The sequence below is a fragment of the Pedobacter westerhofensis genome (assembly GCF_900182595.1).
GTDB classification, from domain to species: domain Bacteria; phylum Bacteroidota; class Bacteroidia; order Sphingobacteriales; family Sphingobacteriaceae; genus Pedobacter; species Pedobacter westerhofensis.
Map to the genome: position 1 here is coordinate 26,879 of NZ_FXTN01000005.1, position 13,907 is coordinate 40,785.

Here is a 13,907-nt window from a genome sequence, read left to right on the forward strand (position 1 = left end):
CATGGAATTAACATAGAAATTGAATTTTTCTCCCGAATCAGAACATTCAGAGAACGTTAAAAAAGATCAAATGTTATCTTCTGCCGAAACATCTTTCCAGAATTATTTAATCTGAAAGTCAGCCAGCATCAACAACCTTATGCTCTAAATGAATTGTCCGGCAAACAAAATCCCGAAAAAACACGTTTCATATCTGCTCAACGCATACTCTTCGCACATGAAAGCCTACCATCTTAACTTTACCCAGCGTCTTCCTATCAGCCTTGCCCAGGCATGGGATTTCTTTTCTTCTCCTATGAACCTGGCAAAAATTACCCCTGAGGAGATGGCTTTTACGGTAACCTCCAGGTTGCAGCCAGATCAAAAGATGTATCCGGGTATGATCATTACTTATAAAGTATCGCCTGTGGCGGGTATTAAGTTAAACTGGATGACAGAGATTACCCAGGTAGAAGAACATCAGTATTTTATTGACGAACAGCGGTTTGGCCCTTACAAATTCTGGCATCACCAGCACCATTTTAAGGAGATCCCCGGAGGGGTTGAAATGAATGATATCCTCACTTATGGGTTACCGATGGGTGTGTTCGGAAATATAGCCAACAGCATATTTGTTGCAGCAAAATTGCAGCAGATATTTAATTTCAGAAAACAAAAGGTGATCGACCTGTTTGGAGATTATACCAATACCGGAACATAGGCAGAGCCCTGCACAACACCTCTTTTTTCAATTTCCCTGTCAATATAAGTTTGGATAGAAGATTTGTTCAGCCCCCAGTTAGGTGCGATCAGCAGGTCCCAGTCTGATATACCAAACAAACGCTGGATAACGATATCTGGCCTAAGCAAAGGGATCAGTTTGCACAGCAGATCAGTATATTCTTCAAGGCTGAACAATTTAAATGGTTCCTTTTTATATTTCACGCCCATGATAGATCCCTCTACAATATGCAAATGGTGAAATTTCACGAATTTGATCTGCGGAAATCTGTTGATCTCATGGATATATCCCAGCATCATATCTTCGGTTTCCCAGGGGAAACCAAAAATCGTATGCACGCACAGATCAAGTTTTGTATTTTCAAGTAACTCTACTGCAGCTACAAATTCTGCATGGCTGCAGCCCCTGTTGATCTGCTCCAGGGTTTCGTCATAGATAGATTCCATTCCCATTTCCAGATCCACATCAAAACGATCGGCGTAACTTTCAAGCAGTGCTACTTTTTCCGCATCAATGCAATCCGGCCTGGTACCCACAGAAAAACCAACCACATCTTCCGTATTGATAGACAATGCCTCATCATACATCATTTTCAGGTAATGTACCGGAGCATAGGTATTGGTGTTTGGCTGAAAATACACAATGAATTTATCGGCCTTATAGAATCCTTTACCGCGCTCCATCCCCTGCTCCAGCTGTTCGCGGATCGTAGGGAGTTTTCTTGAAAGCTCCGGCGTAAATGAATCAACGTTACAATAGGTACAGCCTCCATAGCCCTTGCTCCCATCGCGGTTCGGGCAGGTAAACCCGCCGTCAACAATTACTTTGAATACTCTCTGCCCTTTGTACTTCGATTTAAGGTGAGTACCATAATTATTATATCCTTTTATGCCTGAATCTAGTGGAGTTCCCAATTGCTTTTATTTTCCGCAAAAATACACCTTTTAATTTATACTTTCTTCTGCGGGCTTAGACAAATAATATATAGGTATACCTAGCAGCATAATCAGCACGCCCCATCCACAGGTACTAAACCTGGTGATCAGCAAACCTACGCATAGTGCTCCTGCAAGGATAATATAAACGAAAGGTAAAACAGGATAGCCAAAGGCTTTATAAGGACGCTCAGCATCGGGCTGTTTCCGGCGCAGGATAAAGATGCCGTAGATGGTGAGGATATAAAATATGATCACAATGATCATCACAAAATCAAGCAGGTCGCCATACTTACCGGTAAGGCATAACAGTGATGTCCATATACACTGGATCCATAATGCCCAGCCCGGTACTCCGGCTTTATTCAGGATTGCGGCTTTCTTAATAAACAGACCGTCCTTTGCCATGGTATAATAAACCCTTGCACCAGCCATAATCAGCCCGTTATTACAGGCAAAAGTACTGATCATGATAATCACAGCCATCACCAGCGTACCTGTATTACCAAAAGTATGCTGGGCGGCAGCAACAGCAACCCTGTCAGATTTGGCAAAGGCGATATCATTTAATGGCATTACCGAAATATACATCAGGTTAGCCAGAATATAGATCACGGTAACGATCAGCGTTCCGAAGAACAAACTAAGGCCTACATTGCGTTTTGGATCCTTAATCTCCCCGGCAATAAAGGTAACACCTACCCAGGCATCACTGGAGAACAGTCCGCCCACCATTGAAGCAGCAATTCCGGCCAGCAAGGCCCCGCCGCCAATCGAAACCCATGAGGCAGTTCCGGTATCAAAAGCGCGGGTACTCCAGGCGTCTGACCAGTTGGCATTCCAGATATCCGCTTTTGCGCCAAACATAAAACCACCAATGATTAGTCCGGCTAATGAAAGGATCTTGATGATCGTCATCGTGGTCTGCAGGATCTTTCCTTCCTTTACGCCGCGGCCGTTGATATAAGTTAAAAGTATAATAGTTACAATAGATACCAGCTGGGCAGCATTCAGTTTAAAAGAACCAAGGGTATATAAGATATTACTGTCACTCAATGGCTCATAGAGGTAAGCTGCAAATTTAGAAAAACCCACCCCAACAGCAGCAATGGTACCGGTTTGTATGACTGCGAAAAAACTCCATCCGTACAAAAATGCAATCAGCTTATTGTATGCTTCTTTCAGATAAACATATTGTCCGCCTGCATTTGGGAACATGGCACTCAGCTCACCATAGCTTACCGCAGCAATCATGGTGATCAGACCAGATAATACCCAGATCAGAATAAGCCATCCGGCAGATCCTACGTGACGGGTGATATCAGCGCTGACAATAAATATTCCAGAGCCAATCATTGACCCGACAACAAGCATTGTCCCGTCTAAAAGTCCAAGTTCTCTTTTGAAGGACGCATCCTGATTTTCGTTGTTCATACAGTCATTTTATTTTAATGAATTAATTAATCTCTGTTTTTTAAACGCTAAGATAACAAACCATAAACATTTCGCAATTATTCATTTATACCCAAATCTGGTGATCCGATATAACTATGATTAATTTTGAGAATCACAGAATTCTCCTTATTTTGTATAAAGGCATCCGTATGCCTGTTCTGTGCAACCAAATATAAACAACATATGAATTTTTTACAGCAAAACTTAATTAACATTATCCCCATATTTGGGGGTATCGGAATTCTGGTGATGATCTTCCAGAGCGCCTGGGTAACGAGACAGGACGCGGGCGACAAAAACATGTCTGAGCTGGCAGGCTACATCGCCGATGGTGCCATGGCCTTTCTCAAAGCAGAGTGGAAAGTATTGAGTTATTTCGTGATTATCGCCGGTATATTACTTGCCTGGTCCGGAACCCTGCAGGGAAGCGCTGCCGCCCCCATCCATTCCAGTCCGGTGATCGCCATTGCCTTTTTAATCGGCGCCGTCTTTTCTGCTTTCGCAGGATATATAGGTATGCGAATCGCAACCAAAGCCAACGTACGAACGACACAGGCCGCCAGAACAAGCCTGGCCCGGGCGCTTAAGGTTTCTTTCAGGGGAGGCACGGTAATGGGCTTCGGCGTTGCCGGACTGGCCATCCTTGGACTGGGCGGACTCTTTATTGTCCTCTACCATACTTTCGTTCATCCCGGAACAGCAGCATCTTCCGCAGAGTTAAAAAAAACGATTGAAGTACTGGCGGGTTTTTCACTGGGCGCTGAGAGCATTGCCCTGTTTGCGCGTGTTGGCGGAGGTATCTATACCAAGGCCGCGGATGTAGGGGCAGATCTGGTGGGTAAAGTTGAAGCAGGCATTCCTGAAGACGACGTAAGGAATCCCGCCACAATTGCTGATAACGTAGGCGATAATGTAGGTGACGTGGCGGGGATGGGTGCGGATTTATTTGGGTCATACGTGGCCACTATTCTTGCAACGATGGTATTGGGGCAGGAGATCGTTTCGGCCGACCAGTTTGGAGGCATGGCCCCTGTGCTGCTGCCAATGCTCATTGCCGGACTGGGATTAATCTTTTCGATTATCGCCTCCCTGTTTGTGAAGATCGGTAAAGATACTGACAGTGTGCAGCGTGCCCTCAACCTTGGCAACTGGCTCTCTATTTTGCTGACGGCCATTGCATCCTATTTTGCGGTGAAATGGCTCTTGCCACCGGCAATGTCTATCAGGGGCTTTCAGTTTAACGCCATGTCTGTTTACCACTCTATCCTGGTAGGGCTGGCCGTTGGCACACTGATGAGCCTCATTACAGAATATTATACCGCAATGGGCAACCGCCCGGTACAATCTATCATTCGTCAATCTTCAACCGGGCATGCCACCAATATTATCGGTGGATTATCTGTGGGGATGGAATCTACGGTTCTTCCTATTCTTGTGCTGGCAGCAGGAATTTATGGTTCGTATTATTTTGCAGGTTTCTATGGTGTGGCTATTGCCGCGGCAGGAATGATGGCCACAACAGCGATGCAGCTGGCGATTGATGCTTTTGGCCCTATTGCAGATAATGCCGGCGGTATTGCCGAAATGAGCGGGTTGCCAAAAGAAGTAAGAGAGCGTACAGACATACTCGATGCCGTAGGCAATACCACTGCTGCTACAGGTAAAGGCTTTGCAATTGCATCAGCCGCACTCACCTCACTGGCGCTGTTCGCGGCTTTTGCAGGCATCTCTGGTATTACTTCCATAGACATTTATAAGGCTAATGTGCTTGCCGGCCTATTTGTGGGCGGTATGATCCCCTTCATCTTTTCTTCCCTGTGTATCTCCGCTGTTGGCCGCGCTGCCATGGCCATGGTACAGGAAGTAAGGCGTCAGTTTAAAGAAATTCCGGGCATCATGGAATACAAGGCAAAACCTGAATACGAGAAATGCGTAGCCATATCCACGGAGGCCTCCATCCGGGAGATGATGCTTCCGGGGGCTATTGCGCTGACCGTTCCACTGATTGTAGGCTTTACCTTTGGTGCAGAAGTACTGGGAGGCTTACTGGCAGGCGTAACAGTTTCCGGTGTGCTGATGGGCATATTTCAGTCTAACGCCGGCGGTGCCTGGGACAATGCCAAGAAATCCTTTGAAAAAGGAGTACTCATTAATGGAGTAATGGAATATAAAGGTTCAGATCCGCACAAGGCTTCGGTTACTGGTGATACCGTAGGTGACCCCTTTAAAGATACCTCCGGACCATCAATGAATATACTGATAAAGCTAATGTCTATCGTTTCACTAGTCATTGCACCCCACATTGCTGTTGGAATTAGCAATAATTTGACAACGGAAATTAAAAAAGAGATAAAAATCATTAAGTCTGCCGGTGCAAATGGTAAAATACTGTTAGACACTGTTAAAAATACCAGTGACACTCTGGTAAATAACCAATAAATGCTTATCATTGTTCTGAATAAAAGGGATTTCCAAAGAAAATCCCTTTTATTTTTAATTTTTTTTTAATTAGGTTTGGAATTGAATTCAATTATATCACAAATAAAAAAACTTAACACTTTAAACTAACTTATGCTTTTTAAAAAATCTATTCCACAATTACTGGCTGAGGCGAATGAGAGTGGTGAGGGCACGCTGGTCCGTTCCTTATCCAGTTTCAATTTAGTTGCCCTGGGCGTTGGTGCTATTATCGGTGCTGGATTATTCTCCCTTACAGGCATAGCAGCAGCAGATAACGCTGGTCCTGCCGTAATTCTCTCATTTATTGTCGCAGCGGTGGGTTGTGGTTTTGCCGGACTTTGTTACGCGGAATTTGCCTCTATGATTCCTGTAGCAGGTAGTGCTTATACGTATTCTTATGCCACCATGGGCGAGTTCATGGCCTGGATCATTGGATGGGATTTAGTTTTGGAATATGCTTTGGGTGCAGCAACTGTTGCAGCCAGCTGGTCACAATACTTTTCGCAATTCATTGAAGGATTTGGTGTACATTTCCCTACCACGCTTTTGCATGGCCCATGGGACAAGATAGATGTTGCAGGCCAGATGGTCAATGCAGGTGGTATCATCAATTTACCTGCAATAGTCATTGTTTGTTTACTGTCCCTTTTATTGATGAAAGGTACCGGAGAATCTTCAGCAGTAAATAACGTACTTGTAATTGTTAAAGTTGCCGTTGTACTTGTATTTATCGCATTGGGATGGGCATTTATCAACCCTGCAAATCATCATCCTTTCATTCCTGTAAACTTAGGTGAAGAGGCTGTAAAATCAGGTACCAAAGGTTTCTTTGAGTTCTTTGCCAGCGATGATTTCGGTCATTTTGGTATCAGTGGTATCCTTCGTGGTGCCGCAGTTGTATTTTTCGCTTTCATTGGTTTTGATGCCGTAAGTACTGCAGCGCAGGAAGCTAAAAACCCACAAAAAGGAATGCCTATCGGAATCATTGGTTCACTTGTAGTATGTACTTTATTATATGTGCTGTTCTCTTATGTAATGACAGGTTTAGAAAACTACACCAAATTTGCCGGTGATGCCAAACCTGTTGCTACGGCATTTGCACAAACAGGATATACCTTCTTAAATAAGTTCCTGATCGTTGCCATTCTTGCAGGTTACACATCAGTAATACTGGTGATGCTGCTTGGCCAGAGCCGTGTGTTTTACAGCATGAGTAAAGACGGATTGTTGCCTAAAATTTTCTCAGACCTTCACCCTAAAAACCAGACTCCTTACAAAACCAATTTAATGTTTATGGTTTTCGTAAGTATCTTCGCCGGATTTGTACCGGTTTCAGACCTGGGACATATGGTGAGTATCGGTACATTATTTGCGTTCTCACTGGTTTGTATCGGCGTATTGATCCTCAGAAAAACAGATCCTCAGCTGGACAGGCCTTTCCGCACACCATGGGTACCTGTAGTACCAATTTTAGGAATTCTTGTTTGTGTAATGATGATGGCTTCCTTACCTCTTGCGAGCTGGGGACGTTTAGCGGTCTGGATGGCATTGGGTATCATTATCTATTACGCATACAGTAAGAAAAACAGTAAAATCAGAAAAGAGTATCAGGGAAACTAATCCAGCCAACTGATTATCTTCTGCAATAAAAAAAAGGCCACTCGTTGAGTGGCTTTTTTAGTTAATTCCTTATACATTTACATTAAAACCAACGCTCATGGAATTCAATTTCAGCCAAATCTTATCCACCTCAATGGTGCTTTTTGCAATCATTGATATTTTAGGAGCCATTCCGGTAGTGATCCAGCTGCGCAGAAAGGCAGGCCATATTGAATCCGAGAAGGCAACGCTGGTAGCTACAATACTGATGATCACCTTTCTCTTCGCCGGAGAAACCTTACTAAAGGTGATCGGACTTGACGTAGAGTCGTTTGCCATTGCAGGTTCCCTGGTGATCTTTTGTATTGCAATGGAGATGGTACTGGGCTTAACGATTTTCAATGAAGAAGCGCCGGAAACAGTTTCTATTGTTCCGCTTGCTTTCCCGCTGATTGCAGGTGCAGGTACGATGACTACCCTGCTTTCACTAAAAACAGAATATGCCACCCAAAACATCCTGGTAGGGATCGTGATGAATATGATATTCGTATACATCGTGTTAAAAAACACGGAGCGCCTGGAAAAACTCTTCGGTAAATCAGGACTAAATGTTTTAAGAAAAGCTTTCGGCGTGATCCTGCTTGCTATAGCGATTAAACTATTCAGGAACAATACCGGATTGTAAATTATTCCTTAATCAGCCTGGCAATAAACATCGTATCTGCCTTATCATTGTAACCCCTGATGCTCTGCATACTTTCAAGCTTTAGTGCCTGTGTGGCCAGCAGGTGTTCAATTACCTCTTCATTTTCTTTCTTAAACACTGAACAGGTAATATAAATCAGCGCCTTTCCGGGTTTAAGATATTTCACCACGCGTGTTCCGATATTCTTTTGCAGGCCGGAGAAGAAGTCAATTTTATGTTCCTCAAAATGATAGAGCATTTCGGGCGTGCGCCCCCATGTTCCTGATCCCGAGCAGGGAGCATCAAGGATGATCCCGTCAAAAGCATAATCATGAAGGTCCTGTTCATTGTTCTGCAGCAGGTCCAGCACTTTTTTCTGATATTTTCTGATGCCGGCAGCCTGAAAGCGCTCATCAAGGTTATGCAGGCTGTTTTCCCTTACGTCACTTACCAGCAGCTGTACCTTTGGCTCAATATCGTGCAGCAGCAGAGACTTCCCTCCTGATGCAGCGCAGCAGTCCCACCAGTACTCGTAAGGTTTTGGAAGGAAGTATTCCCCTGTCCTTTGCGAAGACAGGTCCTGCACCTGATAATACTTGTTATCCGGCAGCAGTTTTTCCAGTTTAGAGCCATTGGGCAGCGCCAGTGTTTTATTGCTGATCACTTTTACCTCAACTTCTTCCTTTGCCAGTAAATCCAGAAAAGATTGCTGCTGATCTTCTTTTACCCTCAGGAACAGATCAGGCTGGATAAAGAAAGACTGCAGAAAATCACCTTTAACAATTCCTTCAGAAAGTGCTGCCGTAAAAGGAAAAACGTCTTCAAGGTTAAAGTCGGGGTAAGCATCTTTTACCAATGCGATCTTGGCCTGCACAGGTAACAGCAGCTGATCGCTCAATTGCGGCAGGTAATGGCTGATGACCATACTCTCCGTTTGATTACACAGAAAATCGGCAACCGCCAGTCTCAATAAAGATTCTTCTTTTTTGAGCGCCTTCCCCAGCCTGAAATAGCTGTACAGATATCGGGTAGTCCAGCGCCTGTCTGAAGAACCCATCTGTTTGTGCTGCTTAAAATAGGTAAATAAAAACCTGTGCAGGGGAAGCACCCCATCGTATTGCTCAAAAGCCTGTTCAAAGGCGCGAACCTGATATTCTAATTTCATTCTACGGGGTTTAGCGCAAAGTTTTTGTACTCCAGCAAAAACAGGCTGGTATTGATGTACCCTAATTGTTCATCCCTCTTAAAAAGATAAGAGTTCTGCAATCCTTTGTATTTAAAGGCGGTGAGATAACTGAGGTAGTTTGCGCCATAGCTGACCATCAGTTTACCAACATAGTATCCGGTATCAAATCCTTTAAAGGCATACTCTCCCGGTTCAAAGCTGTTGAGCTTACGGAATTTTTTCACAAAGCTGTTTACAGCAGCACTTTTGTAATCTACCCAGTAAGAGGTAGTGATCTTTGTACCTAGCTGCTGAAGTTTATCAGTATTGTAATTTTGTTTCAACCAGTTCGGATGACCAAAAAGATCAATCTGCATGCCAGCGGTCTTCATTTTCGCGAGCTTGTCTATTGTGGCAACCACAAACTGCCTGTCTGATGAAGAAACCAGGACTACATAACGTTTGCCCGGCACCTTTGCTGTTTCCATCGCGTATACAGAACTATATTCCTGAAAGGTAAACCTGCTTCCCTTATCCTTCTTGAAATAGGCGCGAACAGGAATCGCCAGTGATTCATCAGCAGATTTGCGGGTGCTGATCAGCGCTACGATTGTTTTTGCCGGATCAAAGGATTTAGTAATAAAGCCGCACATTTTCTCTGCATGCAGGTCGATATTATTGACTACAGAAATAAGGTTGGGATTAAGAAACTCGTCGGGATGCGTTGCTGCAAGCGGGGAGACTACAGGAATCGCATTGGCCACCGAATAATTTGTAATCTGTTTGATGCCCTCAGGAAATACAGGCCCCACAATGAGGTCGGACCCGGAAAGCTGTCCTGATTTAATCAGCGAAAGAATCTGCTCATTATTATCCCGCGTATCCAAAACGCTGAGGCGAAAGTTTAAACCGCCCGCTGCGGCAGAATCTATACCCATTTTAAATCCCTGATAAAAATCAATAGCCATCACGGATTTTTCCATATCGGCCTTGCTGCCCGATTGGATAGTGGCAGTATTCAGGTTAAAGGGAATGAGCAGAGCGATCCTGGCCTCAGTAAACTTTTTATCAGTTTTGACTACTGCTGCCGGCTTTTCTGCCGCCTCTTTCTGTGGTGTTTTATGAGTTGTTACCTTTGGCGAACAGGCCAGAAGGAAACAACTCATAAAGATTATACACCAAAATTTATTCCCACTCAATTGTTGCTGGTGGTTTTGAACTAATGTCATATACAACTCTGTTAATACCTTTTACTTTATTGATGATTTCATTAGAAATTTTCGCAAGCACCGGGTATGGCAAATGACACCAATCGGCAGTCATACCATCAACAGATTCCACTGCACGAAGGCAGATGACGTTCTCATAGGTACGTTCATCTCCCATTACGCCGACCGACTGAACCGGTAGGAATATTGCTCCTGCCTGCCAAACCTGATCGTATAACCCTGCTTCTTTAAGGTTATCTATGTATATTTTGTCAGCATCCTGAAGGATAGCTACTTTCTCTGCTGTAACATCTCCCAGAATACGTATCGCCAATCCCGGACCCGGGAAAGGATGACGGCCAAGGATAAAGTCTTCCAGACCCAGTGACTTTCCTACTCTTCGTACTTCATCCTTAAACAAAGTATTCAGCGGCTCCACTACCTTCAGCTTCATAAAGTCGGGCAAACCGCCTACGTTATGGTGTGATTTGATCGTTGCCGAAGGGCCTTTAACAGAAATGGATTCTATCACGTCAGGATAGATCGTGCCCTGTGCAAGCCATTTCACATCCTGTACTTCATGGGCGGCATCATCAAATACTTCAATGAATACACGTCCGATTGCCTTGCGTTTCAGTTCAGGATCTTTAACTCCTGCCAGCTGACTTAAGAAACGGTCTTTGGCATCCACACCTTTGATGTTTAGCCCAAGGTGTTTGTATTGTTCCAGCACAGCCTCGTACTCATCTTTGCGCAGTAAGCCGTTATCAACAAAGATACAGTGCAGGTTTGCACCTATCGCTTTATGCAGCAGAATTGCGGCCACACTTGAATCCACACCGCCAGAAAGGCCAAGTACTACTTTGTCATTACCCAGTTTCTCTTTCAGTTCTGCGATGGTAGTCTCCACAAATGCATCGGCTGTCCAGTTCTGGCTGCATCCGCAGATGTCTGCCAGGAAGTTCTCCAGAAGTTGTTTTCCGTCAATGCTATGTGTAACCTCGGGATGGAACTGGATGGCATAGGTATCAGTGTCTTTCACATGGAAAGCTGCAACCCTTACACTGTCTGTACTGGCAATCACTTCAAATTCTTCAGGAATTTCTTTGATGGTATCACCGTGTGACATCCAAACCTGAGAACCGATATTTATATTTTTTAGTAATTTATTGTCTGCCTGAATGTAATTAAGATTTGCTCTTCCATATTCACGTGTTGAAGATGCCTGAACGCGGCCGCCTGAGTGCTGTGCCAGATACTGTGCGCCATAACATACGGCTAATACAGGTTGTTTCTGATGAAAACGGGCTAAGTCTATCTGAGGAGCATCTTCCTGAAGAACAGAATAAGGACTACCAGAAAAAATTACACCTTTAACATCTGCTGTAATTTCCGGAATATTATTAAAGGGGTGTATTTCACAATAAACATTTAACTCACGGACCCTGCGGGCTATCAACTGCGTAAATTGAGAGCCATAATCTATAATTATGATTTTTTCTAGCATGGCCAAAGTTAGTATTTATTCACCTCAACACCGAATCTTTTTAGGAAATCTACACCTTCATCGCTCGGCAGGCCTTTGTACTCCGCATAAGAGTCTTTATAAAACACCACTTTGATGCCTGAAGACAGGATCAGCCTGGCACAGGCGATGCAGGGCGAGAGCGTAGTGTATAATGTTCCGCCTTCGAGCCTCGACCCCTTGCGGGCCGCATACAAAATTGCGTTTTCTTCTGCATGCAGCGCCAGGGAGCAACTCCCTTTAGAATCTCTTGCACAACCGGTATCCGGCCATTCTTCATCACAATTATGTGTTCCTGCAGGCGGGCCATTATACCCGATAGAAATAATGCGGGTATCCTTGGTGAGCACCGCCCCTACCTGCGCCCTTACACAATGAGACCTGGCAGCAAGATCTACGGCCAGGTTCATATAAATATCGTCAAATCCGGGTTTAACTTTTACCAATTTAGTGACCTCCCTCTGCTGCAATACTTTCTACATTAATGCCCTGTTTCTTTAATACAGCGCTCACTTTCCAGGCAAAGAAGATCAGGTATGCAAATCCAATGGCAGGGATGATATAAGAGTGGTGGATACCCTGAGTATCGGCCAGCTTGCCCTGAACCGGCGGCAGGATGGCACCTCCCAGGATCATCATGATCAGGAATGAAGATCCCTGACTGGTGTATTTTCCAAGGCCTGTGATAGACAAAGCAAAGATAGACGGCCACATGATTGAACAGCATAATCCACCGCTGATAAAAGCAAGGGTAGCCACTTCACCCGTATTCAGTAAACCTACGATCATTGCGATCACACCAAGTGTAGAAAAAATGGCCATTGTTTTAGCCGGCTTTTCCTGACCGATAAAAAATCCGATAACCAGTATCGTTACGCAAATCCCATATACATACAGATTGCTTACATCAGTACCTGTAAAGTGGTTAACCAGCAGGATAACACCAAAGGCTACAAACGGAACAACTACTGTTAGTATAGTTTTAGCAGTTTTGCCCAGGCTGAAAGCACTAACGGCACCCGTCCAGCGCCCTACCATCATACTTCCCCAGTATAAAGCGATATAAGGTTTGATATCAGATTCATGAAAACCACCAAATTCTTTCAGGTTGAGCAGCGCCCCTAAGTTACTCTGGATGGTTACCTCTACTCCTACATAGGTAAAAAGGGCAATCATCCCCAGAATAAGCTGCGGATATTGCATCGCTCCCCACTGGTTTCCATTCTCCTTCTTTTTGAGATAAACAAAAAGTAATGAACCGATAATGATCACCAGCGATGAATAGACAAAGTTGGCTTCCGCAACGCCGGTAAGGCGTGATAAAGGCTGGGCTGCCAATACCATCAGGAAACCCAGAATGATCACTACCAGCGGCCCGTTTGATTTGGGACTGGCTTCCAGCTGTTCATCACTGGTTACCTTTGGCAGGTCACTGATGGCATAAAAGCCTGCAACCAGAAGGAACAATCCTGCAAGTGCATAGTATAATGTGGTGATAGATGAGATATCTACTACTTTGGCCACGGCATCACTGGCCGAACCAAAAAGTACAATACTTACAATTACCGGCCCCATAAGGGCGCCAAAGTTATTAACCCCGCCCGCCAGGTTTAACCGGTGCGTACCGCTTTCCGGCGCGCCAAGCGCCACCACAAAAGGCTGTGCAGCGGTCTGCTGCAGCGAGAAACCAATCGCTATCACGAAAAAGGCAACCAGAATAAACATAAATGATCCGGAATGTACGGCCGGCACCATCAATAATGCACCACATGATGAAATTGCAAGTCCGGCAATAATCCCGTTCTTGTACCCGATTTTATTGAGGATATCAACTTTACTGGCCTGCGAAGCAAAGTAAAGGATGAGCGAACCGATGAAATAACCACCGTAAAAGGTAAAGTCAATGAGCTGCGATTCAAATTGTGTGAGGCTGAAATGCGACTTGCAGAAGGGTATAAAGATACCGTTCGACGCTGCCACAAAACCCCAGAAAAAGAAGACGGTGATGATGGTGTACAACGCTGTCCCATAGTTTTTTTGTGTCTGATTATCCATATAAAATTGTTGGTGCAAAGTTTGAGTTTATAAACATAAATAAAATAAACTGTTTGTTAAAGCGTATACTGTACACAATAAATGAGACAAAAAAAATGG

The 13,907-nt window shown here is 44.4% G+C and carries 11 protein-coding genes; 4 read left to right on the forward strand and 7 right to left on the reverse strand.

All coding sequences use genetic code 11. The annotated features are described in order from the left end of the window. The first annotated feature begins 217 nt into the window (after positions 1 to 217). Positions 218 to 700, forward strand: coding sequence for an SRPBCC family protein (locus FN831_RS10380; RefSeq protein ID WP_142528174.1), 483 nt, complete (start codon positions 218 to 220; stop codon positions 698 to 700). On the opposite strand, the gene FN831_RS10385 is transcribed toward FN831_RS10380, so the two are convergent. Next, the gene (locus FN831_RS10385; protein ID WP_142528175.1) at positions 679 to 1,635 is read right to left on the reverse strand and encodes a TIGR01212 family radical SAM protein; all 957 of its coding nucleotides are present in this window, start codon (positions 1,633 to 1,635) and stop codon (positions 679 to 681) included. The two genes, FN831_RS10380 and FN831_RS10385, sit on opposite strands and share 22 nt — an antisense overlap. A 30-nt stretch (positions 1,636 to 1,665) precedes the next feature. Next, positions 1,666 to 3,090 carry an APC family permease gene (locus FN831_RS10390; RefSeq protein WP_142528176.1) on the reverse strand — a complete coding sequence of 475 codons (1,425 nt, stop codon included), beginning with the start codon at positions 3,088 to 3,090 and terminating at the stop codon, positions 1,666 to 1,668. A 204-nt stretch (positions 3,091 to 3,294) separates the two neighbouring features. Here FN831_RS10390 and FN831_RS10395 point away from each other — a divergent pair, with 204 nt between their 5' ends. The 3 genes from FN831_RS10395 to FN831_RS10405 all read left to right on the forward strand — a co-directional run bounded on the left by FN831_RS10395 (position 3,295) and on the right by FN831_RS10405 (position 7,855). Further along, positions 3,295 to 5,550, forward strand: a complete 2,256-nt coding sequence (locus tag FN831_RS10395) for a sodium-translocating pyrophosphatase (RefSeq protein ID WP_142528177.1) — start codon at positions 3,295 to 3,297, stop codon at positions 5,548 to 5,550. Positions 5,551 to 5,682: 132 nt separating this feature from the next. Further along, on the forward strand, positions 5,683 to 7,191 hold the full coding sequence (locus tag FN831_RS10400; RefSeq protein WP_142528178.1) for an amino acid permease: 1,509 nt from the start codon (positions 5,683 to 5,685) through the stop codon (positions 7,189 to 7,191). Between the two features lie 97 nt (positions 7,192 to 7,288). Further along, entirely contained in the window at positions 7,289 to 7,855 is a 567-nt protein-coding gene (locus FN831_RS10405; RefSeq protein ID WP_142528179.1) for a MarC family protein, read from the forward strand. A 1-nt stretch (position 7,856) separates the two neighbouring features. Here FN831_RS10405 and FN831_RS10410 read toward each other — a convergent pair whose 3' ends face one another. Genes FN831_RS10410 through FN831_RS10430 form a run of 5 tightly spaced genes read right to left on the reverse strand, consistent with a single transcriptional unit; the run spans position 7,857 to position 13,808 of the window. Next, entirely contained in the window at positions 7,857 to 9,020 is a 1,164-nt protein-coding gene (locus FN831_RS10410) for an RsmB/NOP family class I SAM-dependent RNA methyltransferase (RefSeq protein ID WP_142528180.1), read from the reverse strand. Next, positions 9,017 to 10,186 (reverse strand): type 1 periplasmic-binding domain-containing protein, encoded by a 1,170-nt coding sequence (locus tag FN831_RS10415; protein WP_246101463.1) that lies wholly within the window; start codon positions 10,184 to 10,186, stop codon positions 9,017 to 9,019. Before FN831_RS10415 ends, FN831_RS10410 begins: the two co-directional genes overlap by 4 nt. 19 nt (positions 10,187 to 10,205) lie before the next feature. Beyond that, positions 10,206 to 11,735 (reverse strand): glutamine-hydrolyzing GMP synthase, encoded by a 1,530-nt coding sequence (guaA, locus tag FN831_RS10420; RefSeq protein WP_142528182.1) that lies wholly within the window; start codon positions 11,733 to 11,735, stop codon positions 10,206 to 10,208. An 8-nt stretch (positions 11,736 to 11,743) separates the two neighbouring features. After that, complete coding sequence (locus tag FN831_RS10425; protein ID WP_142528509.1) at positions 11,744 to 12,163, reverse strand: deoxycytidylate deaminase; 420 nt, start codon at positions 12,161 to 12,163, stop codon at positions 11,744 to 11,746. A gap of 37 nt (positions 12,164 to 12,200) precedes the next feature. Further along, positions 12,201 to 13,808 (reverse strand): MFS transporter, encoded by a 1,608-nt coding sequence (locus tag FN831_RS10430; RefSeq protein WP_142528183.1) that lies wholly within the window; start codon positions 13,806 to 13,808, stop codon positions 12,201 to 12,203. Between the last annotated feature and the right edge of the window lie 99 nt (positions 13,809 to 13,907).

What these genes read in the sequence shown, in the direction of transcription:
- FN831_RS10380 (WP_142528174.1), top strand. Translation starts at nt 218, where the DNA reads ATGAAAGCCTACCATCTTAACTTTACCCAGCGTCTTCCTATCAGCCTT.
- FN831_RS10390 (WP_142528176.1), bottom strand. Translation starts at nt 3,090, where the DNA reads ATGAACAACGAAAATCAGGATGCGTCCTTCAAAAGAGAACTTGGACTT.
- FN831_RS10395 (WP_142528177.1), top strand. Translation starts at nt 3,295, where the DNA reads ATGAATTTTTTACAGCAAAACTTAATTAACATTATCCCCATATTTGGG.
- FN831_RS10400 (WP_142528178.1), top strand. Translation starts at nt 5,683, where the DNA reads ATGCTTTTTAAAAAATCTATTCCACAATTACTGGCTGAGGCGAATGAG.
- FN831_RS10405 (WP_142528179.1), top strand. Translation starts at nt 7,289, where the DNA reads ATGGAATTCAATTTCAGCCAAATCTTATCCACCTCAATGGTGCTTTTT.
- FN831_RS10410 (WP_142528180.1), bottom strand. Translation starts at nt 9,020, where the DNA reads ATGAAATTAGAATATCAGGTTCGCGCCTTTGAACAGGCTTTTGAGCAA.
- FN831_RS10415 (WP_246101463.1), bottom strand. Translation starts at nt 10,186, where the DNA reads ATGAGTTGTTTCCTTCTGGCCTGTTCGCCAAAGGTAACAACTCATAAA.
- guaA (WP_142528182.1), bottom strand. Translation starts at nt 11,735, where the DNA reads ATGCTAGAAAAAATCATAATTATAGATTATGGCTCTCAATTTACGCAG.
- FN831_RS10425 (WP_142528509.1), bottom strand. Translation starts at nt 12,163, where the DNA reads ATGAACCTGGCCGTAGATCTTGCTGCCAGGTCTCATTGTGTAAGGGCG.
- FN831_RS10430 (WP_142528183.1), bottom strand. Translation starts at nt 13,808, where the DNA reads ATGGATAATCAGACACAAAAAAACTATGGGACAGCGTTGTACACCATC.